The 26,505-nt window shown below is 66.7% G+C and carries 19 protein-coding genes and 2 pseudogenes; 4 read left to right on the top strand and 17 right to left on the bottom strand.

The annotated features are described in order from the left end of the window. Positions 1 to 49: 49 nt before the first annotated feature. Entirely contained in the window at positions 50 to 1,756 is a 1,707-nt protein-coding gene (locus R0D99_RS05620) for a SulP family inorganic anion transporter (protein ID WP_317750396.1), read from the top strand. An 89-nt stretch (positions 1,757 to 1,845) separates the two neighbouring features. Continuing rightward, complete coding sequence (locus R0D99_RS05615) at positions 1,846 to 2,364, top strand: hypothetical protein (protein ID WP_317750395.1); 519 nt, start codon at positions 1,846 to 1,848, stop codon at positions 2,362 to 2,364. Between the two features lie 206 nt (positions 2,365 to 2,570). Here the strand turns inward: R0D99_RS05615 and R0D99_RS05610 are convergent, their stop codons facing one another. Continuing rightward, positions 2,571 to 3,368: an SDR family oxidoreductase gene (locus R0D99_RS05610; protein ID WP_317750394.1), complete on the bottom strand. Its 798-nt coding sequence runs from the start codon at positions 3,366 to 3,368 to the stop codon at positions 2,571 to 2,573. 122 nt (positions 3,369 to 3,490) lie between these two features. Between R0D99_RS05610 and R0D99_RS05605 the strand changes: the two genes are divergently transcribed. Continuing rightward, positions 3,491 to 3,763 (top strand): YlcI/YnfO family protein, encoded by a 273-nt coding sequence (locus R0D99_RS05605; protein ID WP_317750393.1) that lies wholly within the window; start codon positions 3,491 to 3,493, stop codon positions 3,761 to 3,763. A 6-nt stretch (positions 3,764 to 3,769) separates the two neighbouring features. Further along, positions 3,770 to 4,081, top strand: a complete 312-nt coding sequence (locus R0D99_RS05600; RefSeq protein WP_317750392.1) for a type II toxin-antitoxin system RelE/ParE family toxin — start codon at positions 3,770 to 3,772, stop codon at positions 4,079 to 4,081. Here the strand turns inward: R0D99_RS05600 and R0D99_RS05595 are convergent. The 16 genes and pseudogenes from R0D99_RS05595 to ftsH form a co-directional block, all read right to left on the bottom strand. After that, positions 4,078 to 5,874 carry an IPTL-CTERM sorting domain-containing protein gene (locus R0D99_RS05595; RefSeq protein ID WP_317750391.1) on the bottom strand — a complete coding sequence of 599 codons (1,797 nt, stop codon included), beginning with the start codon at positions 5,872 to 5,874 and terminating at the stop codon, positions 4,078 to 4,080. The genes R0D99_RS05600 and R0D99_RS05595 overlap by 4 nt on opposite strands. A 192-nt stretch (positions 5,875 to 6,066) precedes the next feature. After that, positions 6,067 to 6,453 (bottom strand): annotated as a pseudogene (locus R0D99_RS17300) (DUF1566 domain-containing protein); the annotation flags it as partial. A gap of 89 nt (positions 6,454 to 6,542) precedes the next feature. Continuing rightward, positions 6,543 to 7,298 (bottom strand): DUF1566 domain-containing protein, encoded by a 756-nt coding sequence (locus R0D99_RS05590; RefSeq protein ID WP_317750390.1) that lies wholly within the window; start codon positions 7,296 to 7,298, stop codon positions 6,543 to 6,545. A 331-nt stretch (positions 7,299 to 7,629) separates the two neighbouring features. After that, positions 7,630 to 8,550 (bottom strand): DMT family transporter, encoded by a 921-nt coding sequence (locus R0D99_RS05585; protein ID WP_317750389.1) that lies wholly within the window; start codon positions 8,548 to 8,550, stop codon positions 7,630 to 7,632. A 36-nt stretch (positions 8,551 to 8,586) separates the two neighbouring features. Then, positions 8,587 to 10,200 (bottom strand): gamma-glutamyltransferase family protein, encoded by a 1,614-nt coding sequence (locus R0D99_RS05580; RefSeq protein WP_317750387.1) that lies wholly within the window; start codon positions 10,198 to 10,200, stop codon positions 8,587 to 8,589. Positions 10,201 to 10,256: 56 nt separating this feature from the next. Beyond that, on the bottom strand, positions 10,257 to 11,219 hold the full coding sequence (locus tag R0D99_RS05575) for a tripartite tricarboxylate transporter substrate binding protein (protein WP_317750386.1): 963 nt from the start codon (positions 11,217 to 11,219) through the stop codon (positions 10,257 to 10,259). Next, on the bottom strand, positions 11,216 to 12,523 hold the full coding sequence (locus R0D99_RS05570) for a DUF3422 family protein (RefSeq protein WP_416365989.1): 1,308 nt from the start codon (positions 12,521 to 12,523) through the stop codon (positions 11,216 to 11,218). Before R0D99_RS05570 ends, R0D99_RS05575 begins: the two co-directional genes overlap by 4 nt. Before the next feature lie 129 nt (positions 12,524 to 12,652). After that, positions 12,653 to 14,164, bottom strand: a complete 1,512-nt coding sequence (locus R0D99_RS05565) for a tripartite tricarboxylate transporter permease (RefSeq protein WP_317750384.1) — start codon at positions 14,162 to 14,164, stop codon at positions 12,653 to 12,655. Positions 14,165 to 14,178: 14 nt separating this feature from the next. Further along, positions 14,179 to 14,667, bottom strand: a complete 489-nt coding sequence (locus tag R0D99_RS05560; RefSeq protein ID WP_317750383.1) for a tripartite tricarboxylate transporter TctB family protein — start codon at positions 14,665 to 14,667, stop codon at positions 14,179 to 14,181. Between the two features lie 174 nt (positions 14,668 to 14,841). Then, positions 14,842 to 16,603: pseudogene (locus tag R0D99_RS05555) on the bottom strand (GspE/PulE family protein). Positions 16,604 to 16,698: 95 nt separating this feature from the next. Further along, positions 16,699 to 17,454, bottom strand: coding sequence for a spermidine synthase (locus R0D99_RS05550; protein ID WP_317750382.1), 756 nt, complete (start codon positions 17,452 to 17,454; stop codon positions 16,699 to 16,701). Between the two features lie 52 nt (positions 17,455 to 17,506). Beyond that, positions 17,507 to 18,808: a serine hydrolase domain-containing protein gene (locus tag R0D99_RS05545; protein WP_317750380.1), complete on the bottom strand. Its 1,302-nt coding sequence runs from the start codon at positions 18,806 to 18,808 to the stop codon at positions 17,507 to 17,509. Between the two features lie 329 nt (positions 18,809 to 19,137). Beyond that, positions 19,138 to 20,493, bottom strand: coding sequence for a phosphoglucosamine mutase (glmM, locus tag R0D99_RS05540; protein ID WP_317750379.1), 1,356 nt, complete (start codon positions 20,491 to 20,493; stop codon positions 19,138 to 19,140). Between the two features lie 141 nt (positions 20,494 to 20,634). After that, positions 20,635 to 23,268 carry a molybdopterin-dependent oxidoreductase gene (locus R0D99_RS05535; protein WP_317750378.1) on the bottom strand — a complete coding sequence of 878 codons (2,634 nt, stop codon included), beginning with the start codon at positions 23,266 to 23,268 and terminating at the stop codon, positions 20,635 to 20,637. A 217-nt stretch (positions 23,269 to 23,485) separates the two neighbouring features. Beyond that, positions 23,486 to 24,355: a dihydropteroate synthase gene (folP, locus tag R0D99_RS05530; RefSeq protein ID WP_317750377.1), complete on the bottom strand. Its 870-nt coding sequence runs from the start codon at positions 24,353 to 24,355 to the stop codon at positions 23,486 to 23,488. Positions 24,356 to 24,512: 157 nt separating this feature from the next. Continuing rightward, positions 24,513 to 26,426 carry an ATP-dependent zinc metalloprotease FtsH gene (ftsH, locus tag R0D99_RS05525; protein ID WP_317750376.1) on the bottom strand — a complete coding sequence of 638 codons (1,914 nt, stop codon included), beginning with the start codon at positions 26,424 to 26,426 and terminating at the stop codon, positions 24,513 to 24,515. Positions 26,427 to 26,505: the final 79 nt, after the last annotated feature.

Raw genomic sequence — 26,505 nt, 5'->3', positions numbered from 1 at the left:
GACATGAGCACGCCCCCGCCCACCCCTCTGCCCACCCCCCACCGGCTGGATGCGCTGGCTGCCGGGCCTGCACGTGCTGCGGCATTACCAGCGCGACTGGCTGCCGCGCGACGTGGTGGCGGGGCTGGTGCTGTCGGCCATCCTGGTGCCGGTGGGCATGGGCTACGCCGAGGCGGCGGGCGTGCCGGCCATCCACGGGCTGTACGCCACCATCGTGCCGCTGCTGGTGTACGCGCTGCTGGGGCCCAGCCGCATCATGGTGCTGGGGCCGGATTCGACCCTGGCCGCCGTCATCGCCAGCCTGATCCTGCCGCTGGCCGGCGGCAGCGTGGAGCGCGCCGTCGCCCTGTCGGGCGTGCTGGCGCTGATGACCGGCGGCTTTCTGCTGCTGATCGGCTTTGCGCGGCTGGGCGTGATGGCCGATTTGTTCTCCAAGCCGATCCGGCTCGGCTTCTTCAACGCCATCGCGCTGACGGTGATGATCAGCCAGTTGCCCAAGCTGATGGGCTTTTCGGCCACCGTCAACGGCTCGCTGCCGCGCCTGATCGAGATGGTGCAGGGCTTTCTGGACGGGCGTGGCAACCCGGCGGCCATGGCCATCGGGGTCGGCTGCCTGGCGCTGATCCTGGCCGTGCGGCGCTGGCGGCCGCAGTGGCCGGGCGTGCTGATGGCGGTGGTGCTGGCCACCACGCTGTCGGCGCTGCTCGATCTGTCGGCCACGGCGGGGCTGGATGTGATCGGCCCGGTACCGCACGGCCTGCCGGTGCTGACGCTGCCCATCGCCACCGTCACGCTGGAAGACCTGCGCGTGCTGGCGCCGGGCGCGGCCATCATCGCGCTGCTGGCGTTTGCCGACACCAGCGTGCTGTCGCGCGCGCTGGCCAAGCGCAGCGGCACGCGCGTCAACCCCGACCAGGAGATGCTGGCGCTGGGCAGCGCCAACATCGCCACCGGGCTGATGCAGGGTTTTCCGATCAGCAGCAGCAATTCGCGCACACCGGTGGCCGCCAGCGCCGGCGCGCAGACGCAGCTGGCCAACCTGGTGGGTGCCGCCGTCATCGCGCTGCTGCTGGTGCTGGCGCCCGGCCTGCTGAAGGACATGCCGCAGGCGGCGCTGGGCGCGGTGGTCATCACCGCCTGCATCTCTTTCACCGACTGGCCGGGCATGCTGGCGCTGCTCAGGCAGCGGCGTGTCGAATTCATGCTGGCGGCGGTGAGCTTTCTGGGCGTGGTGTTCTATGGCGTGATCGAAGGCATCGCCGGCGCCATTGCGCTGTCGCTGCTGGTGATGGTGTGGAACGCCTGGCATCCCTACCACACGGTGCTGGTACGCATCGACGGCATGAAGGGCTATCACGACGCCGCACGCCACCCCGAGGGTCGCTTCGTGCCGGGGCTGGTGCTGTTCCGCTGGGACGAGCAACTGTTCTTTGCCAACGCCGACCTGTTTCGCGAAGCGGTGCTGCAGGCGGTGGCCGACGCGCCCACGCCGACGCGGCAGGTCATCGTGGCCGCCGACGCGGTGAACGACATCGACGTCACCGCCGCCGACATGCTGGGCGAGCTGGACCACGAGCTGGAAGCGCGCGGCATCGACCTGCAGTTTGCCGGCCTGAAGGGCCACGTGCGCGACCTCATCATGCGCTACGGGCTCAGCCCGCGCTTCGACGCCGACCACTTTCACCCCACGGTGGGCAACGCCGTCAACGTGTACCGGGCGCGGCACGGCGTGAAGTGGCGCGACTGGGACGAGTAAGGCAAGTCACGGCCGCCGCCTACAGCAGCGCGGCAACCGTGTGCCTACACTGCCGGCTTGCTTCAACCCACCCCAAGAGAGGAGCCGCCATGGCACTGAACCTGACCGACGACGAACTGCAACTGCTGGCCTCGCTGCCGCAATCCATCGGCTCGGCCGTGGCCTTTGCCGGCCGCAGCGGGCTGTTCGGCACCGGCAAGGAGATGTTCGCCAGCGGCCAGGCGCTGATGGCGGGCGCCAAGGACTACCCCGGCAACGAACTGATCCAGGCCATCGTGCCCGATCCGAATGCCGCCGACAAAAGCGCCGAACTGGCCCAGGCCCGCAAGACGCGCGACTGGGCCATGGCCCGCATGAAGGCCAAGGGCATCACCTCGGCCGAGAAGCTGACCGCGCAGACGCTGGAAGACGCCCGCGAAGCCGCGCAACTGCTGGACAGCAAGGTCGACCCCGCGCAGGCCGCGCAGTACCGCCAGTGGGCGCTGGGCGTGGCCGACAAGGTGGCCATGGCGTCGACCGAGGGCGGCTTTCTGGGCTTTGGCGGCACGCGCCTGTCGGACGACGAGAAGAAAGTCATCGCCGACCTGCGCGGCGCGCTGGGCGCGTAAGGGACGACGCACCGCGACCGAATCCAGAAGGGAGCAGGTCGCGAGCCTTTACGGTGGCGCCGCAGCGCGCTATCGATGACATAGCGACCACTCATCGGCCAAATGGCCGCGGAGCAGGCCACGCCAGGCCGCCCGAGCCGGGGTTCCCCCGGCGACCAGCGGCGTCCCCCTGTGGGGGAAGGCGCGTGAGCGCCACAGGGGGAGCTTCAATAGGTGCCTGGGTACGCCCCGCCATCGGGCAGGATGTTCTGCCCCGTCAGGTAAGCCGCCTGCTGGCTGCACAGGAAGGCGCAGATGGCGCCAAACTCTGCCGGCGTGCCAAACCGGCGCGCCGGAATCTGCCCCTGCTGCGCGGCGCGGATGTCTTCAATCGGCTTGCCGGTCTTCTGCGCTGCAGCCTGCATGGTGCCCTTCAGGCGGTCGGTGTCGAACTTGCCGGGCAGCAGGTTGTTGATGGTCACACCCTTGGCGGCGATCTCGGGGTTGCGCGCCAGCCCCGCCACAAAGCCCGTCAGCCCCGAGCGCGCGCCGTTGGACAAGCCCAGGATGTCGATCGGCGCCTTCACCGCGCTCGACGTGATGTTGACGATGCGCCCGAAGCCTCGCGCCAGCATGCCGTCGAGGGTGGCCTTGATCAGCTCGATGGGCGTCAGCATGTTGGCGTCGATGGCCTTGATCCACGCGTCGCGGTCCCAGTCGCGGAAGGCGCCGGGTGGCGGCCCGCCGGCGTTGGTGACCACGATGTCGAAGTCCTGGCGCACCGCGAACACCGCCGCGCGACCCTCGGGCGTCGTGATGTCGGCAGCCACGAATTGCACGTCAGCGCCTGTCCTGCCTGCGTTGGCAGCTCTTATTTCTGAAGCAGCCGCCGCCAGCGCGTCGGCGCCACGCGCCACCATCAGCACATTGACGCCCTCCGCCGCCAGCGCCTCGGCGCAGCCGCGCCCCAACCCCTTGCTGGCGCCGCACACCAGCGCCCATTTTCCTTTGATGCCCAGATCCATGTCGATAACCCACTGCAGATCGAAAGCGTGAATTCTGACCCACGCCGGCACACCACGCTGGAGCGCGCGGCACTTCGTGGCGAATTACAATTGCAACACAAGTCCCTCGCCAAGAACCCGCCATGCGCACCGCCACATTGCCCGCTGTCCGCGTCACCCCCGAAACACGTGTGCTGATCGAATCAGCACTGCGCGAGGGCGAAACGCTGTCCACCTTCATTGAGCAGGCGGCAGCGCAGCATGCGCGTTGGCGCAAGGAGGACGAGGCCTTTTACGCGCGCGGCCTGGCGGCGGCCCAACGGCTGGACGCAGGTGGTCCATCGATCACGGCGGATCATTCGCTAGCGCGGTTGCGCGTCAGGGCGGCACAGGCCTTCGGCAAGCCGCTGAAATAGGCCATCGTGAACAGTTATCGCGTGAGCCTTGCTCCCGAGGCGCAAGACGACTTGGAGCGCCTGTTTGACTTTGCGCTGGACGCGGGCGATGAGGCGTTTGCGCACCGTGTGATTGACACGTTGGAAACCGCTTTCCAACTGCTGCGCACCCTGCCCTACAGTTGCCGCAAGGCGGCTAATGGTGCGTTGGGTCCGTTGTGGCGCGAATTGGTGATTCCGGTCGGCAGCACCGGCTACGTAGCCCTGTTCCGCATCGTACCGCCGGAACACGTCCAGATACTCGCTTTGCGGCACCAGCGCGAAAGCGACTATCGCTAGCCGCTTGTGCGAGCGGCCTGCATGCGCCGCATGCCTAGCATCCCCAGCAGACTTGACAAGGCGAGCAGCGCCCACTCGCCCAGCGTGGGCACCGGCGTCACTGAACTGGCACCGGCCGTGGACTCCACTGGGCCATTCGGGTCAATGATCGAGCCATTCGCCGCCCAGTCGTCATCGCCCAGTTGCCCGTCGGCCACGGTAAAGGTGGCGGTATGGCCGCTTACGGCAAGCGCGGTGGGGGCAAAGTAGCTGCTGGCGGCAGCGCCGCTGCTCGCCTTGCCGTACTTGGTGTAGCCGCTCACGGGCTTGGGCCAGGTCACGCTCATGGCCACCGGCGTGGTGTCGCAGCCGATCAGCTTGAACTTGAACATGCCCTGCGCCAGCGTCTGGCCCGGCGGTGGTGGCGCCGGGGCGGCAATGAAGGCGGTGTTGGCCACATCAAACCGGCAGGTGCTGCCACCACCGGTGAAGCTGGCGCTGGCCAGCCCAGCTTTGCCGCCGGCAGGAGGCACAGTGGTGCCACTGAAGGTGGTGATAGCGGTGTAACTGGCAGTCACGGTGCAGGCAGCCGTCACCGGGCCGGTGGTGTAAGACGCACTGGCGCCTGCCATGCCGCCGCAGCCAGCGACATCCGATAACGTGAAGCCGGCGTTGGTGCTGACGGTGCATGTCGCTGTCTGGCCATGGGTCACCGGGCTGGGCGCGCAGGTCACCGTGCCGCCGGCCGCCGGGCTGGCGGTACCGGTCACGGCGTAGGTGTTTTGGGTGAAGGTGGCGGTCAACGCCTTGTTGGTTTGAATGTTGCTCAGGTTGCACGCGGCCCCGCTGCAGTCGCCGCTGAAGGCGCTGAAGGTGTAGCCGGTGCTGGCGGTGGCCGTGCAGTTGCTGCTGCCGTTGTAGTTGACAGAAGTGGGCGAGCACCGGACGGTGCCGCCCTCGGGCGGGCTGGCCGTGCCGGTGATCGAATATGTATTCTGCGTAAACGTGGCCGTGACGGTGCAGGCGGCGGTCACAACGCCCGTGGTGTACGGCGAAATGCCGCTGGCCGTACCACCGCAGCCGGAGATTTGGCTGAGCGCATAGCCGGGATTGGCCGTTGCCGTGCAAGACGTCGTCTGGCCGTGCGTCACCGGACTGGTACACGACACGCTGCCGCCGGCAGCCGGGTCAGCCGCGCCGGTGACGGCATACGTGTTCTGCGTGAATGTCCCCGTAACCGTCTTGTTGGCTTGAATATTCGTCAAATTGCATGTGGCTCCGATGCAATCGCCGCTGAAAGCGCTGAAGGTATAGCCTGGGCTGGCTGTCGCCGTGCAACTACTGGTGCCGTTGTAGGTCATGGATGAGGGCAAACACGTGACCGTGCCACCCGCAGCCGGGCTGGCCGTGCCGGTGACGGTGTAAGTGTTCTGCGTGAAGGTGCCGGTCACCGCCTTGTTGGCCTGAATGTTCGTCAGGTTGCACATGGTGCCGCTGCAATCGCCGCCGAAGAAGCTGAAGGTGTAGCCGGGGCTGGCGCTGGCGGTGCAAGTGCTGCCGCCGCCGTAGGTAACCGACGCGGGCGCGCACGACACGCTGCCGCCCACAGCCGGGCTGGCGGTGCCGGTGATGGCGTAGGTGTTCTTGGTGAACGTGGCCGTCACGGTGCAGGCACCGGTCACGGCACCCGTGGTGTAGGGCGAAGCACTGCCCACCGCGCCGCCACAGCCGGATATCTGGCTCAGCGTGTAACCCGCGTTGGCAGCCGCGGTGCAGGTGGTGGTCTGCCCGTGCGTGACTGGGCTATTGCACATTACGACCCCTGCGGCAGGGTCGGATACACCGATGACAGGGAATTTAGTTATTAAGGCGTCGAATGAATGTCCACCACGCACTAACCGCATAGTGATCGGCTCGCTAGATAGACCAGCACCCTCCCCCAAACCAACTTTCTTGATAAATCCGCTGTTGAAGCTCATCACCCAAACCGCCGTATATTCGCTATAAAATGTGGAAGACCAAAACTCCCAATCTAGGTAATTTGGAAAAGCCTCTGCATTTATAATAGCCCCAGATTTTATTTCAGTAAAAAGACTATCCAACTCTTTAATATTTGGCAGCCGCCAATCACTATAGTCTTTATAATTCATATTGTTTGCTGCCGCCGCAGCCGTAAGCGCTTGTTTCCAACTATATCCAGTAGCTCGCCCCGAGCGACAATCGGGGCCACTCAAGCCATAGGAGCAGCGATCCCAAACTAAGCCAGTAGCGCTATCAATGACCGTTCCATCGCCATTATTGATAAAAATTGCTTGCGCAGATGTTGTAAAAAACAACGCTGACAGGCAAACCAATACTATTGTCAAGTAATTTTGAATAGATTTCTTTAACATCATGGGCGATCTATCGGTATAATCAAATCAACAGCCGGTTTTATATTAATAGTCTTATTGTCTTTTTTAATAGGGTGTATTATATTTATTTAGTTCCCGATAGCTCTGATAAGACGAATACTGGAGCTATAGTCAAGGCTGGTTATGAACCCACTCCCGTCTTTGAAGTCCATAGCCCAAACTCTTCCAGTTTCAGGTTGAAAGAAAAAATCCCCAGTTAGATAAAAAGCGCTGTTCGTCAAAGGAAAATAATCACTATCAATTGCAGGATTCCAAACGCCGTAATTCACGATGGACAACAGTTCTCGTCGCGTGGGCAGGCGCCAGCCGCTGCTGTAGCCGCATCGCGTGGCGCTGTTGTGGCCGGCGTTCGGGTAGGCGGCGGCGGCAGCAGCCGTCCAAGTGGCGGTTTGAGTTTGCAGCGACCAGACGAGGCCAGTAACGTTGTCGCGCGTGCAGGCCCAGTCGGTGGTGGGGGTGGCGCTGGCGGTTCCGGTACCATTGGCCACCAGGGTGCCGGTGCAGCCGGCCGTGCCTTCGGCAGCGCCATTCCAGCAAATGCGGGTGAAGTCAAATCCCGCCGCGCCGCCGCCCACCTTGCTGAGCGCGCCGAACGTAGCCTGTGCGTCGCGGCCAAAGCGGCCGTCCTGGCGGGGGTAGGCCGCGGTATCGCCGGTGTTGGTGGCGGTGCAGGCGACCAAACTGGTGCCGTCAAAGCACCGCGACTGGCCGGTGTCGTTGAGCGGCGCGGTTTGAGGGTAGGCCGTGCTGTGCACGAACAGGGCGGCCAGCGCCATGAGGATGCTGGACGCGGCGCACAGGACACGGGTTGGGGTGTGGGTCATGCAGTCGGTTCCCTTAGCTTCAAGGTGTTGGCTTGTGCGCGCGTGAATCGTGTTTTACGGGCGCCAGTCGCCTGCATTCATTGTTCCTGCCAAGCCAGCTGTTGTCCTCCCATATTCATGTGATGCGGCTGAGCGGGTTTGCGGTAGCGGAACGGCGTGGGGTGGGATGGGATGGCCCATCTTCGCGCGAGGGCGGCGGGCGGACAATCCGCCATTCGTTGGGTTGGCCGCAACGAAAGTTGCAGATACGACCCTAAAAATAGCCCGGACAACCGGGCAGGCCTGATCACCAATGCGGGAATACCAGCCGAATCAGGCGAGCCGCAACGGGCTAACGCCCCGCCCGGCTGAACATGAAGATACCCGCCACCACCAGCGCCGTGCCCGCCGCCAGCCAGGGCGTGAAGGGCTCACCCAGGATGACGATGCCCATGGCGATGGTCGACAGCGGGCCGATCATGCCGACCTGCGACGCCAGGCTGGGGCCCAGGCGCTCGACGGCCATCATCACCATCAGCACGGGCGCGGCGGTGCACAGCGTGGCGTTGAGCACCGACAGCCAGATCACCTCGGGCGCCACCTGCGCGGCGGCCATCGGCTTGACGAGGAGAAACTGCACGATGCAGCACACGCAGGCGACCGCCGTCGCCAGGCCCACCAGGCGCAGCGAGCCCAGGCGCTGCACAAATTCGCCACTATAAAAAAGATAAAGCGCGTAGGTGAAGGTGGAGATGAACACCAGCAGCGCGCCCCACGCCGTGGCGCCGGTGGGCGCGATGCGCAGTTCCAGCCCAAACACCGTCAGCGCGCCGGCGTAGCTGACCGCGGTCGCCAGCAGGTGCCCGCGCGTGATGCGCCGGCCGCGCAGCGCCCAGCCGAGCAGCAGCACCAGCGTGGGGCCGAGGTAGAGGATCAGCCGCTCCAGGCTGGCCGTGATGTACTGCAGCCCCGCAAAGTCGAGCATGCTGGACAGGTAGTAGCCGATGAAGCCCAGGCCCAGCACGCCGGCCCAGTCGCGCCGGCTGAGCGGCGGCTTGCCGCGCCCGGCCCACCACGCCATGACGACGAAGAACGGCAACGCAAACAGCATGCGGTACATGATGAGCGTGACCGCGTCCACGCCGTAGCGGTAGGCCAGCTTGACGATGATTGCCTTGCCGCTGAAGCAGATGGCGCCCGCGGCCGCCAGCACCAGGCCGATTGCTCTTTTATTGATAGCTTCAGGCGCTTTGACGGCGGGCGCTAGAGCCACTTTCAACCCTGAATCCCCCCCGCACACCGCCCGCCCTCAGAACCCCGCCACCAGCCCGTCGCGCCGCGCGTCGCTGGCGGCGATGTAGCCCTCGGTCTTGGGGTCGCCCGCGCGCCAGATGAACTGGCCGGCGCCGAAGTCCTGGTAGCTGTCGTTGATGACGTCGATCTGGTGGCCGCGTGCCACCAGGCCTTGCACGGTGGCAGGGTCCAGGCTGGCTTCGACGTTGATCGACAGGCCCTGGTTGTAGCGCCAGCGCGGCGCGTCGCACGCGGTCTGGGGGTTCTGGTGGTAGTCGAGCATGCGCACCAGCGTCTGCATGTGGCCCTGCGGCTGCATGTTGGCGCCCATCACGCCATAGCTCATCTGCGGCTGGCCGCCTTTGGTGAGAAACGCGGGGATGATGGTGTGAAACGGCCGCTTGCCGGGCGCCACCACGTTGGGGCTGGCGGTATCCAGGCTGAAGCCGTAGCCCCGGTTCTGCAGGCTGATGCCGTAGGTCGGCTCGACGCAGCCTGAGCCAAAGCCCATGTAGTTGCTCTGGATGAAGCTGACCATCATGCCGTCTTCATCGGCCGTGGTGAGGTAGATGGTGCCGCCCTTGGCCGGGTTGCCGGCACCGAAGTCCTGCGCGCGCTGCATGTCGATGAGTCTGGCACGGCGCTTGAGGTAGGCGCCATCGAGCATTTGCGCGGGGGTCACCGCCATCGACGACGGCTCGGCCACGTAGCGGTAGACGTCGGCAAAGGCCAGCTTCATGGCCTCGATCTGCAGGTGCTGCGAATCGACGCCGTCCACCGGCAGGCCGGCAACGTCGAAGTGCTCCAGGATGCCCAGCGCGATCAGCGCCGCAATGCCCTGGCCGTTGGGGGGGATCTCGTGCAGCATGTGGCCACGGTAGTCCTGGCCGATGGGCGTGACCCATTCGGGCTGGTAGTCGGCGAAATCTGCCAGCTGGTGCGCGCCGCCGTGGGCCTGCGACATGGCGCACAGTGCGGCGGCGATCTCGCCCCGGTAAAAGGCTTCGCCCCCGCTGTCGGCAATGGCGCGCAGGCCGCGCGCGGCGGCCTTGAACTGGAACAGCTCGCCCACCTTGGGCGCGCGGCCCCAGGGCAGAAAGTTGTCGGCAAAGCCCGGCAGCCCCTGCAGCTCGGGCGTGGCGGCGGCCCACTTCTGCTGCACCACCACTGGCACCAGGTAGCCACGCTCGGCGATCTCGATGGCGGGCTGCATCAGATCGGCGAAGGGCAGCTTGCCGAAGCGCCTGGACATCGCCGCCCAGCCTGCCACCGCGCCGGGCACGGTGACGGTGTCGAAGCCGCGTTTGGCGAAATGGACGGCATCGGCGCCGAATTTGCCGCGCAGATAGTCCAGCGTCCAGGCGCGCGGCGCGCGGCCCGAGGCATTGAGGCCGTGCAGTTGCTGGCCGTCCCACAGGATGCAGAAGGCGTCGCTGCCCAGGCCGTTGCTGACCGGCTCGACGATGGTCATGGCGGCGGCGGTGGCCACGGCGGCGTCGACCGCGTTGCCACCCTGCTGCAGCATGCGCAGGCCGGCCTGCGCGGCCAGCGGGTGCGAGGTGGCGACCACGTTGCGCGCGAAGACCGGCAGGCGCGTGCTGGTGTAGGGGTTGGCGTAGCTGAAGGACATGGCGTTACTTTCGGCGCGTGCGCGGGCCGGGCGGCGTCGCGCGATGAACGGTGGGCTTATTCGGTGGTGATCTTGCGTTCGACCACGATGCGCTTCCACTTGGCAGCGTCCTGCGCGACCATGCGCGCAAACTGCGCGGGCGTGCCGCCGGCAGTGTCGATGCCCAGCTTGGCCAGCCGCGCCTTCAGGTCGGGCTCGGCCAGCACTTCGTTGGCGGCCTGGTTGACGCGCGCCACCACGTCGGGCGGCAGGCCCCGCGGGCCATACAGGCCGAACCAGGTGTTCGATTCGAAGCCGGGCAGCACCTCGGCGATGGCGGGCAACTCGGGCGCCAGCGGCGTGCGCTTGGCCGACGTGACGCCCAGCGCGCGCAGGCGCCCGTCGCGCACGTGCGGCAGGCCGGTGGGCAGCGAGTCGAACAGCACGTCCAGCTTGCCGCTGGCCAGGTCGGGAATCGCCAGCGCCGTGCCCTTGTACGGGATGTGCACCACGAACACCCCCGCCTGCGACTTGAACAGTTCGGCCGTCAGCTGGACGATGGTGCCGATGCCGCTGGACGCGTAGTTGAGCTGACCCGGCTTGGCCTTGGCCAGCGCGATCCATTCGGCCACCGTGCGCGCGGGCGAACTGTTGGGCACCAGCATGATGCTGGGCGCGTCGCCCAGGTGCACGATGGGGGTGAAGTCGCGCACCGGGTCATAAGGCAGGCGCGTGCTGACGCTGGGGCCGATGGAATGCGTGCTGGACGTGGTCAGCAGCAGCGTGTAGCCGTCGGCGGGGGCCTTGGCCGCCAGGTCGGAGCCCAGCGCGCCGCCGGCGCCGGGGCGGTTCTCGACCACCAGCGGCTGGCCCAGCTTTTCGCCCAGGCGCTGCGACACGGCCCGCGCGAACAGGTCGGTCGCCCCGCCGGCCGGAAACGGCACCAGCAGGCGAATCGGCTTGGCAGGGTAGGCCTGCGCCCAGGCGCCGGCCGAGCCGAATGCCAGCGGCGCCAGTGACAGCAGCGTGCGTCGTTTCATGTGTCGTGCTCTCCAATGATGCGGTGGTGAACTTTCTTGATCATCCACCAGACCCCCAGCGCCACCAGGGGCACCGAGATGGCGGTGGTGATTTCGGTGCCCAGCGGCCAGCCGAGCTTCTGCGCGCCCTTGACCAGGTAGCCGATCAGGCCGACCACATAGTAGGTAATCGCCGCGACCGACAGGCCTTCCACCGTCGACTGCAGCTGCAGTTGCAGGCCCTGCCGGCGGTTCATGGCGCCCAGCAGTTCGCGGCTGCTTTGCTGCTGGCCGACTTCGACGCGCGTGCGCAGCAGCCCGCTGACCCGTTCGATGCGTTGCGACAGCGCGGCCTGGCGCCGGTCGGCCGATGCGCAGGTGTGCATGGCGGGCAGCAGCCGCCGCTGCATGAAGTCGTGCAGCGACTGCATGCCTTCGATGCGCGTCTCGGCGATGTCGGCCAGCCGCTGTTCGACCAGGCTGAAATACGCCGCGCTGGCCGAAAAACGCGTGTGCGTGGCGGCATAGCGGCTTTCCAGTCCCGCAGCCAGGCGCGTCAGGCGGTCGAGCAGCAGCGGCTCGTCGGCCGCCGCGGCGTCGCGCACCTGCTCGGCCAGCTGGGCCAGGTCCGACTCGGCGCTGGCGAGCCAGGCCACGGTCTCGCGCGCAGCGGGCAGCCCCATCAGTGCGGCCATGCGGTAGGTTTCGATGTCGAGCAGGCGCTGCACCAGCCGGCCCAGGCGGCGCGGCGACACCTTGCCCGGCGCCGTCTCGCCCACCAGCACCAGCACGCGGATGCTGCCGTCGGCCTGCAGGCGCATGTCGGTGTGCAGGTCGGAGCTGCCGCTGACGACGGTGGACCCCGTGACGCTGCCCGCATCGAACAGCCGGCCCACGGCGGCGGCGCCGTCGATGGCGTGGCGCGGCACCGCCCACACGTCCACCTGCGTCAGCGCGTGCCCCGGCAGTGCGCGCCGCCAGGCTGGGGGCACCGTGAGGTCAGCGGCCTGCGGCTCGCCCTGGCCGAGCGCCAGGATCTCGTCGGCGCTCATCTCGCGCAGGAAGGTCCACGACACGAATTCGGTGTGCAGTTCCCACCGCAGGTCGAACCCCGGCAGCCGGGCGCGGAAGAAGTTGACGTCGTCGGACGGCGGCTCGATGCCGGCGCTGGCCAGCAGCTCGCCCAGGTGCACGCGGCTGCCCTGGCGCGCCGCGCCGTCGGCCCACATCACGTAGTGGACGATGGCCAGCGGCGCCTGTAGCGCCTCGGGCGGCCGCGCATGCACTTCACCGTGCAGGTCGGCGCGGGAAGGAAGTGGGGTCAGCATGGTGGACGTTGTGGCATGGCGGGCAAGCGCGCATTGTGGCCGACGGCCAAAGCCCGTGCGCGGCGGCGCGCTTGAAAGCAAAACGGCGCCCGAGGGCGCCGTTTTGCCACAGACCGCGCGCGGACGTCAGTCCTCGACGAAGGCGTCCTCGCGGCTCTTCTTGACAGCGGGCAGCAGCACGATGATCAGCAGCGCCGCCGCCAGGGCCAGCAGCGTGGCCGACAGCGGCCGCGTGACCAGCACGCTCCAGTCGCCGCGCGACAGCAGCAGCGCGCGCCGCAGGTTCTCCTCCATCATCGGCCCCAGGATGAAGCCCAGCAACAGCGGCGCCGGCTCCATGCCCAGCTTGATGAAGATGTAGCCGATGATGCCGAACCAGCCCACCATCCACACGTCCCAGGTGTTGTTGTTGGTGGAGTACACACCGATGGCGCAGAACAGCACGATGGCCGGGAACAGCCAGCGATACGGCACCGTCAGCAGCTTGATCCACAGGCCGATCAGCGGCAGGTTCAGGATGATCAGCATCAGGTTGCCAATCCACATCGAGGCGATCAGGCCCCAGAACAGCTCGGGGTTGCTGGTCATCACCTGCGGGCCGGGCTGGATGTTGTGGATGGTCATGGCACCCACCATCAGCGCCATCACGGCGTTGGGCGGAATGCCCAGCGTCAGCAGCGGGATGAACGAGGTCTGCGAGCCGGCGTTGTTGGCCGATTCGGGCGATGCCACGCCGCGGATGTTGCCCTTGCCGAAGGGCACTTCGCCCGGCTTCAGCTTGGTCTTCTTCTCGATGGTGTAGGCCGCGAAGGCCGACAGCATGGCGCCACCGCCCGGCAGGATGCCCAGCGCCGAACCCAGCATGGTGCCGCGCAGGATGGCCGGCAGCATCAGCTTCCAGTCTTCCTTGGTCGGGTAGATGTGCTCGACCTTGCCGGTGAACACTTCGCGCTGCTCGGGCGGATGCGACAGGTTGGCGATGATCTCGCCGTAGCCGAACACGCCCATGGCGATGACGATGAAGCCGATGCCGTCGGTCAGTTCGGGAACGTCGAAGCTGTAGCGCGCCACGCCCGAGTTGACGTCGGTGCCCACCAGGCCCAGCAGCAGGCCCAGCACGATCATGCCGATGGCCTTGACCAGCGAACCCGACGCCAGCACCACCGCGCCGATCAGGCCCAGGATCATCAGCGAGAAATATTCGGCCGGACCGAAGGCGAAGGCCACCTCGGTCAGCGGCACCGCGAACGCCGCCAGAACCAGCGTGCCGAAGCAGCCTGCCAGGAACGAGCCGATGCCCGCCGCCGCCAGCGCCGGCCCCGCCCGGCCCTTGCGCGCCATCTGGTAGCCGTCGATCACCGTCACCACCGACGACGATTCGCCCGGCAGGTTGACCAGAATGGCCGTGGTGGAGCCGCCGTACTGCGCGCCGTAGTAGATACCGGCCAGCATGATCAGCGCGGCCACGGGGGGCAGCGCGTAGGTGGCGGGCAGCAGCATGGCGATGGTGGCCACCGGGCCGACGCCCGGCAGCACGCCAATCAGCGTGCCCAGAAAGCAGCCGATGAAGGCGTAGAGCAGGTTCTGCATCGTGAAGGCGACGCCGAACCCCATTGTCAGGTTGGTGATCAGATCCATGGTGTGCGCCTCGTTCAGCCGTTGATGAAGGTGGGCCAGACCTGGAACTGCAGTTTCAGGCCCCAGACGAAGGCGAACCAGCTCAATGCCGCCAGCAGGATGGCGAGGATCAGCACCTCGACGAACTTGAACTCGGTGCCGGCCAGCGCCGCCACGAAAGTCAGCACGAAGATGGCGATGATCAGCCCCATCGCCGGAATGCCCAGCGCGGGCCAGCCGCCCAGCAGGATGCCGAACAGGAAGTTGGACGCGATGATGAACAGCAGCGGCTTCCAGGCCCATTTGCCGATCTTGTCGCCGTCCGGTGTCTCCACCACCAGCGACTGGAACAGCACGATGCCGCCGATGACGGCCAGCACGATGCCCAGCAGCAGCGGGAAGTAGCCTGGGCCCATGCGGGCGCCGTCACCGATGTTGTAGTTGGTCGCGCCCCAGGCGAACGCGATACCGATCAGCATGTACAGCAGCCCGGCGAAGAAGTCTTTCTGACTCTTGATGCGCACGGTTGGTCTCCTCGAATAATGACAGCGCGAATTGTCACCAACGAAGAGCCTCTGGGCGATGTGGATTTCACCTACCCCGGCGCAGGGATAACCCTAGTTGCGCACAGCGCATGGCGCGCGCAAGGCAAGAGGTGCGGAACGCGCCTGCCGGCACGTGCAGCGCGGCTCGCGTGTTCAGTCCAGCGGCGGCGTGGCGGCGATGACTTCCTGCAACGTGGTCAGGCCTTCGGCGGCGCGCAGGGCACCGGCCAGCCGCAGTGGCTGCATGCCATCGGTCACGGCCTGCCGGCGCAGCGCGCCGGGGCCGACGCCGGGTGCCACCTGCGACTTGAACGCGTCGGTCACGGTCAGCAGTTCATAAATGCCCATGCGGCCGCGGAAGCCCGTCATGCGGCAATCGACGCAGCCCACCGGGCGGTAGGGTCGCCACTGGCCGCTCTGGATCTTCCACGGCCTGACCGCTTCGGCCAGCAATTCGGTCGGCGCATCCGCGTCGGGCTGCTTGCAGGCGGGGCACAGCGTGCGCACCAGCCGCTGCGCCAGCACGCCCAGGATGGTGGCGTTCAGCAGATAAGACGGCACGCCCAGTTCCATCAGCCGCGTCAGCGCGCTGGGCGCGTCGTTGGTGTGCAGGGTGCTGAACACCAGGTGGCCGGTGAGCGCGGCCTGCACCGCCATCTCGGCGGTTTCCAGGTCGCGGATTTCGCCGATCATGATGATGTCCGGGTCCTGCCGCATCAGCGCGCGCACGCCTTCGGCAAAGCTGAAGTCGAGCTGCGGCTGAACCTGCGTCTGGTTCAGCACAGGGTCAATGCGCTCGATCGGGTCTTCGATGGTGCTGACGTTGACCTCTTCGGTCGCCACGCGGCGCAACGTGGAATACAGCGTGGTGGTCTTGCCCGAGCCGGTCGGCCCGGTGACCAGGATGATGCCGTGCGGGCGCCGCACCAGCCCTTCCCAGCGTGCCGCGTCATGCGCGGTGAAACCCAGCGCCGACAAGTCCTTGACGGCGGTGTCGGGGTCGAAGATGCGCATCACCAGCTTTTCGCCGAACGCCGTGGGCAGCGTGGACAGGCGCATCTCGATCTCGTCGCCGCGCGGGTTGCGCGTCTTGATGCGGCCGTCCTGCGGGCGGCGCTTTTCGACCACGTCCATGCGGCCCAGCAGCTTGACGCGCGCGGTGATGGCGTTCATCACCCCCCGGCGGCACCTGGTAGACCGGGTGCAGCACGCCGTCGATGCGAAAGCGGATCACGCCCTGGTCGCGCCGCGGCTCCAGGTGGATGTCGCTGGCGCGCTGGTCAAACGCGTATTGCCACAGCCAGTCGACGACCTGGATCACGCCCTGGTCGTTGGCATCGAGCTGGCGGCCGGTCTGCCCCAGCTCGACCAACTGCTCGAAGCTGGCCACGCCTGCGCTGCCCCCGCTGCGCAGCGCCGCGCGCACCGATTTCGCCAGCGCAAAAAATTCGCCCGTGTAGCGCTTGATGTCCGCCGGGTTGGCCACCACGCGCCGCACCTTGCGGCGCGACTGACGCTCGACCTCGGCCACCCAGTCGTCGATGAACGGCTCGCTGGTGGCCACCACCACCTCGGTGGGCGTCACCTGCACCGGCAGCACCTTGTGGCGCTCGGCGTAGCTCGCGCTCATGGTGTCGGACACCTTGCCCACATCGACGCGCAGCGGGTCGATGCGCAGGTAATCGAGCCCGCCGCGCTGCGCCAGAAAGCGCGTCAGCGCCTCGACGTCCATCGCCGTGCCGTCCGCGGCGCGCTGCATGCCCACGGCCGCCAGCCGCACCAGTGCGGGCTGCGCGCTTTCGGCCTGGGCGCAGCGGGCGATGGTGCGGTCGGCCTCGGCCGGCGCGATCACGCCGTCCTCGCGCAGCCATTCGACCAGATGGCGCCAGTGCACCGGGCCGCTGTAGGGCGTGATCTGCGCGGGGGGGCCGGGTGGTCATGCCGCAGCCCTCCACGGCAGGCCGCACGCTGCCAAAGGTGCGATACGACGCCAGTGCCGGGTGCCAGCCATCATTTTTCCAGTGCCTTGAAGACTTTGAGCCACTTCTGCGCGGGCAAACCCCAGCGCGCCTCCACCTCGTCGGCGCGCGCCTGCAGGTCGGCCCGCTTGGGCCGGCTGGGCGTGCGCTGGGCCAGCACCACGGCGTTGCCCTCGCGCGTGGGCTTGAACTGCCACACGGCGCGCGCGCCAAACGCGCTGGCAATGCTTTCGACGCTGCGCTCGAAGCTGGCCGAGCGGCCGAACAGGTTGACCGTCATGCAGCCGTCCTCGGTCAGCAGGTGGCGGCAGTCGGCGTAGAAGTCGGGGCTGTCGAGCACGGGCGCGGCGGCCTCGTGGTCGTACAGGTCGACCTGCAGCGCGTCCACCGTGCCCAGCCATTCGGGCTGGCGGATCTCGCGCGCGGCGTCGCCAATCACCACGCGCAGGCGCTCGTCCTCGGGCGGCAGCCGCAACCAGGCGCGGCAGACGTCGGCCACGCGCGGGTTGATCTCTACCGCGGTGCAGGTCATTCTCAGTTTTTTATAGCAGAACTTGGTGATGGCGCCTGCGCCCAGGCCCAATTGCATGGCATGCCGGCCGGCCACGCTGTCGGGCGGCATGAACAGCAGCCAGGCCATCATGCGCTGCACGTATTCCAGGTCGATGTCGAACGGCGCGGCGATGCGCATGCTGCCCTGCACCCATTCGGTGCCCAGGTGCAGGTAGCGGATGCCGTCGGCTTCGGAAAGGTTGACCTCCAACGAGGCCAGTGGATCGCGTTTCAAGGTGCGCCGATTATCGCCAGCGGGACGGCGCCGCTGGCGAAGCCGCTTGCGCTTATTTCTCGACCGCCGCGTACACCATGTTGCGCACGATGGAGCGGTACGCCACGCGCTGCTTGGGCGACTGCACCATCAGCACGGTGAACAGGCGGGTCTTCGGGTCGACCCAGAAATACGTGCCGCCCGCGCCGCCCCACCAGTAGTCGCCCGCCGGGGCGACAAAGGGCGCCTCGCCATCGACGCGGCGCACCGCAAAGCCGAGGCCAAAGCCGTAGCCCGGCCCCGGCAGGTACAGCGGCGTGGTGGCGATGCCGGTGCCCGGCCCGATGTGGTCGGCCGTCATGTAGCGCACCGTGGCGGGGCTGAGATAGCGGCGGCCGTCGAGCGCGCCGCCGTTCAGCAGCATCTGCAGGAAGCGCGCGTAGTCGTCGGCCGTGGACACAAGCCCGCCGCCGCCGGATTCGAATTTCTCGACCTTGCGCGGGTCGCCGATGGTGGCGCCGACGCCGATCACGCGGTCGTCGGCCAGCGGCTCGGCCAGTCGCGCCTGGCGGGCCGGCTCGGGCACGTAGAAGCTGGTGTCGCGCATGCCCAGCGGGTCGAGCAGGCGGTTCTTCAGCAGCGAATAGAGGCTCTGGCCGGTCGCCACTTCCAGCACGCGGCCCAGCACGTCGGTCGAATAGCTGTAGTCCCAGGTGCTGCCGGGCTGGTAGTGCAGCGGCAGCGCCGCCAGCTTCTCGGCGAAATCGGCCGTGGTGAAGTCACCCGAGATGCCCACGCCGCCATCGACGTAGGCCTTCTTGACCAGCGAGTTGCCGAAGAAGCCGTAGGTCAGGCCCGAGGTGTGGCGCAGCAGATCCTGCACCGTCATGGGCCGCACCTGGGGCACCAGCTCCAGCGTCTTGTTGCCGGCCGCCTCGGTCTTTTCGACACCGACCTTGGTGTTGGCGAACGCCGGGATGTAGCGCGACACGGGTGCTTCCATCAGCAGCTTGCCTTCCTCGGCCAGCATCAGCGCCGCCACCGACACCAGCGGCTTGGTCATCGAGTAGATGCGGAAGATGCTGTCGCGCGCCATGGGGCGCGCGCTGTCCGGGCCTTGCTGGCCGATCACGTCGACATAGGCCAGTCGGCCGTCGCGGCCCACCATCACCACGGCGCCGGGAATGCGCTTGGCATCGACTTCGCCGCGCAACCAGCCACCGATGCGCTGCAACCGCGCCGACGACAGGCCGACGGCCTCCGGTTGCACACTGGGCAGGGCCGGCATCGGCGCCTGCCATTGCGCCGCAGCCAGCGCGGTAAAGCCCGAAAGCAGCATGCCGGCAAAGGCGCGCCGGGCCAGAAGCATCGTCATGGTCTTGTCTCCTCGTGGGGGGAGCCGTCCTTATCGCACAGTCGCCGTCTTTCGCCAAGCGGGGCATCGGCTGTGTGGGCGGTCGCTGGAGAACAGCCGGACGCGAAGGACGCCAAGGGTTCGCGAAGGACGCAAAAAAAGACCGTGTTGGTCAGCGGGGGCAGCCGCAGGCGCAACCAGCAAGTGCTTACCCTCCGCCAGGCGTTGAGCGCCCACAAGACGGCATCGCGATGACCGCGCAGTGGGCACGCTCTCTCAATTTGATAGCTGCCTGGGCATATCTGCCATGCGCCCGCAGCATTGATCGCTGGCTGGACAACCCGCGTCCGTCAGCCCTGCAAAGCGGCCGCCAGCCGTTCGGCGCAGGCCTGGGCCTGCGCGCCATCCTGCGCCTCGACCATCACGCGCACCACGGGTTCGGTGCCGCTGGCACGGATCAACACGCGGCCGGTGCCGGCCAGGTCGGCTTCGACGGCGCGGGTTTCGTCGGCCAGGCGCTGGTTCTGCCGCCAGTCCTGGCCGGGCTGCAGCCGCACGTTGACAAGGGTCTGGGGGCACAGCGTCACGTCGGCCAGTTGCTCGGCCACGGTGCGGCCGCTGGCGGCGCAGGCGCGCAGCACCTGCAGCGCAGACACCAGCCCGTCGCCGGTGCTGTGGCGGTCCAGCGTCAGGAGGTGGCCCGAGCCTTCACCGCCCAGAATCCAGCCGCGGCCGTGCAGCTCTTCCAGCACATAGCGGTCGCCCACCTTGGCGCGCACAAAGTCGTAACCCAGGCGGCGGATGCCCTGCTCCACCGCCAGGTTGGTCATCAGCGTGCCGACGACGCCGGCCAGTTCAGGCCCGCGCGTCTGGCCGCGGGTCTGACGGTGTGCCAGACGGTCGGCGGCCAGCAGGTACAGCAGTTCGTCGCCGTTGAACAGGCGGCCGCTGGCGTCCACCATCTGCAGGCGGTCGGCGTCGCCGTCAAGCGCGATGCCGTAGTCGGCGCGGTGCTCGACCACGGCGCGCATCAGCGCCTCGGGGTGCGTGGCGCCCACACCCAGGTTGATGTTCAGCCCGTCGGGCGCGCAGCCGATGGCGATGACTTCGGCACCCAGTTCATGAAACACCTTGGGCGCGATCTGGTAGGCCGCACCGTGCGCGGCGTCGACCACGATCTTCATGCCACGCAGGCTCAGGTAGCTGCTGAAGGTGCTCTTGCAGAATTCGATGTAGCGGCCCGCCGCGTCGTCCAGCCGCCGCGCCCGCCCCAGCGCGCCCGATTCGACCCACTCTGGCGGCTCGGCCAGCACGGCCTCCACCTGCCGTTCCCATTCGTCGGGCAGCTTGGTGCCGCGGGCGCTGAAGAACTTGATGCCGTTGTCGGGATAGGCGTTGTGGCTGGCGCTGATGACCACGCCCAGGCTGGCCCGCTGGGCGCGGGTCAGGTAGGCCACGGCCGGCGTGGGCACGGGCCCCAGCAGCACGACGTCGGCGCCGGCCGAGTTGAGGCCCGATTCCAGCGCGCTTTCCAGCATGTAGCCGGAAATGCGCGTGTCCTTTCCGATCAGCACCGTGGGGTTGGCTTCGGCCTGCTTCAGCACGCGGCCCACCGCATGGCCAAGGCGCAACACCACGTCGGGGGTGATGGGATGCTGGCCCACGGTGCCGCGGATGCCATCGGTTCCGAACAGTTTTCGGCTCATGCGCTTGTTCCTTGTGCGTCAGAAGCTACTATTTTAGTAGCTGCGCCGAGGCGGCCGTCGTTCACAAAAAACCCCGCCGATGCGGGGCAAGAAAAGCATGGCGAGGCGCCCGGGGCGGGTGATCGCCCCAGGCGCGCGCACTTACTTCTTCGCGTTCTTCATCAGGAACTCCAGCACCGTCTTCTGCTCGTCGTCGTTCAGGCCGGCGCGCTGGAACATGCTGGGCGTGATGCCGAGCCACTGCTTCTCGGTAAAGTGCGCCGGGTCGCGCGGGCCGTGGCATACGGTGCAGCGCTGATAGAAGATCTTTTCAGCCGGCGACAGCGAGGCGGTGGCCTTCTCGCGCAGCGCGGCGGCGCGGTCGGCACCGAAGAACTTCTCGTCGAACTTGATGTCGCTCTTGACGATCTTCGGCGGATCGAACGCCTTGGTGCCACCCGGGTCAGCGTCCTGGCACTTGCGAATCGAGGCGATGCAGGTGTTGGCCGTGGTCGCCTGCGTCAGTGCGCTGGCGCGGCGGCTGGACGTCAGGAAGTTGATCAGGCCGTTGTTGCATCGGCCCTTGCTGTCGAGCTGCGGCCAGGCGCCTTCTTGCAGACTGACGACGCCGGGCATGATCTTGTCGGACACGCGTGCGCCCACCACCACCGCGCCGCGCTCGTTGTACAGCTCGACCAGGTCGCCGTCCTGTATGCCGTTGGCTTCGGCGTCCTGGCGGCTGATGACCAGCGGCTCGCGCGTTTGCACCGTGTAGCGCTTGCGCAGGCGTTCGGAGTTGTTCATCTGCGAGTGCAGGCGCCAGTACGGGTGCGGGCTGACCACATGCACCTGGCCCTTGCGCGCGTTGCCCAGCCATTCGCCCGGCTCCAGCCACTTGGGCATGGGCGGCATGTCGGCGATGTTCATCTTGTCGATGGTGGACGAATACATCTCGATCTTGCCGCTGGTGGTGTGCAGCGGGTTCTTGGCCGGGTCGGCGCGGAAGTCGGCGTGGCGCACCCACTTCCTGGCCTCGGGCGGCACCGCGATGGGCGCCATGCCGGCGGCCCAGAACTTGTCGAAAGGCGTGTCCTTGGCCGCGCTGCTGGCCTCATACGCGGCTTTGACGTATTCCATCTGCGTCTTGCCTTCGGTGAAGGCGTATTCAATGCCGCACAGCACGGCCAGCCGGCGGAAGATCTCGAAGTCGTCCAGCGCGTCGTGCTGCGGCGCGATGATCTGCTTCATCGCATACACCTTGTCGATGCTGTAGGTGCCGGCCGAGGAGATGTCGTTGCGTTCCACCGTGGTGGTCGCCGCCAGCACGATGTCGGCCCAGCGCGCCGAGCCGTTCCACCACGGCTCGTGGCAGATGATGGTGTCCACCGTGCCAATGGCGCGCGCCAGCTCGTTCAAATCCTGCTGGTGCGAGAACGCGTTGTTGCCAGCGTTGTAGATCAGCTTGACCTTGGGATAGGTGTACTTGGTACCGTTGTACGTGAACTCCTTGCCGGGGTTCAGCAGCATCTCGCTGATGCGCGAGGCCGGGCAGATCTTCTTGACCGGGTTTCGGCCTTGCGACAGGCCTGTGGGCGCCGTGCCGCCCGATTGCGGCATGCCGCCGCCGCCGTAATGCCACGAAAAGCCCACGCCCTGCCCCGGCAGGCCAATGTTGCCCAGGATGCAGGCGAAGTTGACGATGGCCCAGTACGGCATTTCGCCGTGGTGCGCGCGCTGGATGGCCCATGAGCCGCACAGCTGGGTGCGCTTGGATTGCATCAGCTCGGCCAGCTGGCGAATCCTGGCGGCGGGAATGCCGGTGATCCTGGCTGCCCATTCGGGCGTCTTGGGCGGTGTGCCGTCCCTGTCCTTGCCCTCCAGGTAAGCGCGGAACTTGTCGAAGCCGACGGTGTACTTGTCGATGAAGGCCTGGTTGTGCTTTTTCTGGCTGATGAGGTGGTAGCTCATGGCCAGGAACAGCGCCGTGTCGGTGTTGGGGATGATGCGCACCCACTCCGAGCCCATCTTCTCGTCGGTGGTCGTCACCTGCGGGTTGATCGAGATGAACTTGCAGCCGGCCTTCTTGATGGCGTCCCAGCCCGAATACATCTCGTGGTCGCACACGGTGTATTCGATGCGGTTGTTCTTGTCCGGGTCGCAGCCGATGAACACCACCAGTTCGGTGTTGTCGCGCAGCGTTTCCCAGGCACTCTGGGCCGAGTAGACCTCCATGTCGCCAATCACCATGGGCAGAATGATCTGCCCCGCACCGGCCGAATAGTCGCCCGTGGTCATCGACGAGCCGCCCAGCAGGTTGAAGAAGCGCCCCTGCAGCACGTTGGGCCGGAAGATGCCCGCGTGCGACCAGCCGCCATAGCTGGAGCTGAAGCAACCCTCGTTGCCGTGTTTTTCGATGGTGTCCAGGACGGCCTTGGCCGTCAGGCCCAGCGCCGTGTCCCAGCTCACCTGCACCCACTCGTCCTTGCCGCGCAGGTCGGGCCGGGTGTTGCTGTCGCCGCGCTGCACGGCTTCAAGGTAATGCTTGCGCACCATCGGGCCGGCGATGCGGGTCTTGTCGTAGGTGCGGTCGATCACGCCTTCGGTCAGCATCGCCGTGGGCATCTTGTCGGTGGCCTGGGCCTCGACCTTGACCAGGCGGCCCTTTTCCACCGTGGCGATCAGCGGGCCATAGTGTGTGGCGTGCGGCACCTTGCCACTGAAATTCTTGAGCGCCGCCAGTTGCGCTGCGGCGTCGGGCTCCTGCGCCAAGGCCCGAGTGATGGGTGAAAGCTCCATGCCCGCAGCCACCACTCCCGCCGTGCCCGCGGCACTGGCGCCCAATATTTGACGTCTCGTGAAGTGCATCGTTTTCTCCTTTGTATGTGTGCATATGATTTTGAACACCGGAGAAACGTGCTGCTTGACGCAGGTCAAACGAGTCCTATGGCGCCGTCCAAACGTGCCAGTTAACCATCACAGATCAGGAAACCAAGAAAAACGCCGCAGCCGCGCGTCACGCCGCCGCGCGCACTGCAGCATGCACCTTCAGTGCTTGCACCGTGGCTGCCACGTCGTGCACGCGCACGATGCTGGCGCCGCGCTCCACGGCCATCAACGCAGCCGCCACGCTGCCGATCACGCGCTCGGCAGGCGGCGGCGCGGTGGGCGCATCGCCCTGCAAGGCCGCGCCAATCGAAGATTTGCGCGACCAGCCGACCAGCAGCGGCAGCCCTGCGGCCAGCAGTTCGCCCTGGCGCGCCAGCAGCGCGAAATTCTGCGCCACCGTCTTGCCGAAGCCGATACCCGGATCGAGCACGATGCGGCTCTTGTGCACGCCCTGCGCTTGCAGGGACTGCGCCGCATGCTCCAGAAACAGGAGCACCTGCGGCACGACGTCGCCTTCCATCGGCGTGGCCTGCATGGTCTGCGGGTCGCGGTGCATGTGCATCAGGCACACGCCGCAGGCCGGGTGGCCGCGCACCACGTCGAGCGCGCTCGGCCCGCCCGTTTCGCTGCTGCGGCGCAGGCCCCAGATGTCGTTGATGATGTCGGCGCCCACATCCAGCACCGCGGCCATCACCTCGGGCTTGTAGGTGTCGACGGAGATCGGCACGCCCAGCTTGACCGCTTCACGCACCAGCGGCACCACGCGCGCCAGCTCCACTTCCAGCGGTACCGCGGCACTGCCAGGGCGGGTCGATTCGCCGCCGATGTCGAGGATGTGCGCGCCGTCCTTCAGCAACTGCTCGCCATGCCGCAGCGCCGCGGCGGTGTCGGCATGTTCGCCGCCATCAGAAAACGAATCGGGCGTGACGTTGACGATGCCCATCACCCGCGGCTGGCCGAGGTCGATCTCGAAGCGGGTGGTCTTCCAGGAATTCATGGGCTAGAAAACGGAACAGCCAGACGCGAAGGGCGCAAAGGATTCGCGAAGGACGCAAAAAAGAAAACCAAATTTTGGCTGTCCTTTTGCGTCCTCTGCGTAATCTCTGCGTCCTCTGCGTCCTCTGCGTCCGGCTGTTGGGTATTGAGTGTGGAGCTCAGGCCACCGTCGGTGCCGCGTCGGCCGGCTTGGCGGCGGGCGTGCCGCCGCTGCCGCCGGACGACGGCGTGCGCGGCGTGAAGTCGCGCGGCGGGCGCGGTGCGCGGCCGGCCATGATGTCGTCGAGCTGCTCGCCGTCGATGGTTTCCCAGTCCAGCAGCGCCTTGGCCATGGCGTGCATCTTGTCCTGGTTCTCTTCGATCAGCTTGCGCGCCAGCGCGTACTGCTCGTCGATGATGCGGCGCACCTCGGCGTCCACCTTCTGCATGGTGTCTTCCGAGATGTTGGTGGTCTTGGTCACGCTGCGGCCCAGGAACACCTCGCCCTCGTTCTCGGCATAGACCATGGGGCCGAGCGCCTCGCTCATGCCGTATTTCATGACCATGTCGCGCGCCAGGTTGGTGGCGCGCTCGAAGTCGTTGCTGGCGCCGGTGGTCATCTGGTTCATGAACACTTCTTCGGCGATGCGGCCACCGAACAGCATGCTGATCTGGTTCAGCATGTATTCCTTGTCGTAGCTGTAGCGGTCCTGCTCGGGCAGGCTCATGGTCACGCCCAGCGCGCGGCCGCGCGGGATGATGGTGACCTTGTGCACCGGATCGCACTTGGGCAACAGCTTGCCGATCAGCGCATGGCCGCTCTCGTGGTAGGCCGTGTTGCGGCGCTCTTCCTCGGGCATGACCATGCTCTTGCGCTCGGGGCCCATCAGGATCTTGTCCTTGGCCTTCTCGAAGTCCTGCATCTCGACCACGCGGGCATTGCGGCGCGCGGCCATCAGCGCCGCTTCGTTGCACAGGTTGGCCAGATCGGCGCCGCTCATGCCCGGCGTGCCGCGGGCGATGATGCCGGGGCTCACGTCCTGGCCGATGGGGATCTTACGCATGTGCACGTTCAGGATCTGCTCACGGCCACGGATGTCGGGCAGCGTGACGTAGACCTGTCGGTCGAAGCGGCCGGGGCGCAGCAGCGCGGCGTCCAGGATGTCGGGCCGGTTGGTGGCCGCGACCACGATCACGCCCAGGTTGGTCTCGAAGCCGTCCATCTCGACCAGCATCTGGTTGAGCGTCTGCTCGCGCTCGTCGTTGCCGCCGCCGAGGCCCGCGCCACGCTGGCGACCCACGGCGTCGATCTCGTCGATGAAGATGATGCAGGGCGCATTCTTCTTGGCGTTCTCGAACATGTCGCGCACGCGCGCCGCCCCGACGCCGACGAACATCTCGACAAAGTCAGAGCCGCTGATGCTGAAGAACGGCACCTTGGCTTCGCCCGCAATCGACTTGGCCAGCAGCGTCTTGCCGGTGCCGGGCGGGCCGACCAGCAGCAGGCCGCGCGGAATGCGGCCGCCGAGCTTCTGGAATTTCTGCGGGTCTTTCAGGAAGTCGACGACTTCCTTCACTTCTTCCTTGGCCTCGTCACAACCGGCCACGTCGGCAAAGGTGACGGTGTTGTTGTTCTCATCGAGCATGCGCGCCTTGGACTTGCCGAAGCTGAAGGCACCGCCCTTGCCACCGCCCTGCATCTGGCGCATGAAGTAGACCCACACCCCAATCAGCAGCAGCATCGGGCCCCAGCTGACCAGCAGCGTCATCAGCAGCGAGCCTTCTTCGCGCGGCTTGACGTCGAACTTGACGCCGTGGTTGATCAGGTCGCCCACCAGCCCGCGGTCGAGGTAGGTGGCCTGCGTGCGCACGCGGCGGTCATCGTTCATCTTGGCGATGATGTCGGTGCCGCCCTGGCCTTCCTGGATGGTGGCTTCCTTGACGCGGTTGTTGCGCACTTCTTCCAGGAAGTCCGAATACGCCATGTGACTGGCGCTGGCCATGCGGCCGCCGTCGAACTGCTTGAACACAGTGAACAGCACCATGGCGATCACCATCCATACGGCGATCTTCGAGAACCATTGATTTTTCAAGGCCTTGCGCTCCAGTCAGAAAACCCGGCAATGCCGGGTATATGCAGGTCATTTTAGGCATTTCAACCGTGATGCGGTG

Origin of the sequence: Ottowia sp. SB7-C50 (genome assembly GCF_033110285.1) — a bacterium.
In the GTDB taxonomy this organism is placed as follows: domain Bacteria; phylum Pseudomonadota; class Gammaproteobacteria; order Burkholderiales; family Burkholderiaceae_C; genus Ottowia.
This window is presented reverse-complemented; position numbering and strand designations above follow the sequence as displayed.

Excerpts from the sequence above, each read along its gene's own strand:
- R0D99_RS05620 (WP_317750396.1), top strand. The coding sequence starts at position 50 with ATGCGCTGGCTGCCGGGCCTGCACGTGCTGCGGCATTACCAGCGCGAC.
- R0D99_RS05615 (WP_317750395.1), top strand. The coding sequence starts at position 1,846 with ATGGCACTGAACCTGACCGACGACGAACTGCAACTGCTGGCCTCGCTG.
- R0D99_RS05610 (WP_317750394.1), bottom strand. The coding sequence starts at position 3,368 with ATGGATCTGGGCATCAAAGGAAAATGGGCGCTGGTGTGCGGCGCCAGC.
- R0D99_RS05605 (WP_317750393.1), top strand. The coding sequence starts at position 3,491 with ATGCGCACCGCCACATTGCCCGCTGTCCGCGTCACCCCCGAAACACGT.
- R0D99_RS05595 (WP_317750391.1), bottom strand. The coding sequence starts at position 5,874 with ATGTGCAATAGCCCAGTCACGCACGGGCAGACCACCACCTGCACCGCG.
- R0D99_RS05590 (WP_317750390.1), bottom strand. The coding sequence starts at position 7,298 with ATGACCCACACCCCAACCCGTGTCCTGTGCGCCGCGTCCAGCATCCTC.
- R0D99_RS05580 (WP_317750387.1), bottom strand. The coding sequence starts at position 10,200 with ATGTCCTTCAGCTACGCCAACCCCTACACCAGCACGCGCCTGCCGGTC.
- R0D99_RS05575 (WP_317750386.1), bottom strand. The coding sequence starts at position 11,219 with ATGAAACGACGCACGCTGCTGTCACTGGCGCCGCTGGCATTCGGCTCG.
- R0D99_RS05565 (WP_317750384.1), bottom strand. The coding sequence starts at position 14,164 with ATGGATCTGATCACCAACCTGACAATGGGGTTCGGCGTCGCCTTCACG.
- R0D99_RS05545 (WP_317750380.1), bottom strand. The coding sequence starts at position 18,808 with ATGACGATGCTTCTGGCCCGGCGCGCCTTTGCCGGCATGCTGCTTTCG.
- glmM (WP_317750379.1), bottom strand. The coding sequence starts at position 20,493 with ATGAGCCGAAAACTGTTCGGAACCGATGGCATCCGCGGCACCGTGGGC.
- R0D99_RS05535 (WP_317750378.1), bottom strand. The coding sequence starts at position 23,268 with ATGGAGCTTTCACCCATCACTCGGGCCTTGGCGCAGGAGCCCGACGCC.
- folP (WP_317750377.1), bottom strand. The coding sequence starts at position 24,355 with ATGAATTCCTGGAAGACCACCCGCTTCGAGATCGACCTCGGCCAGCCG.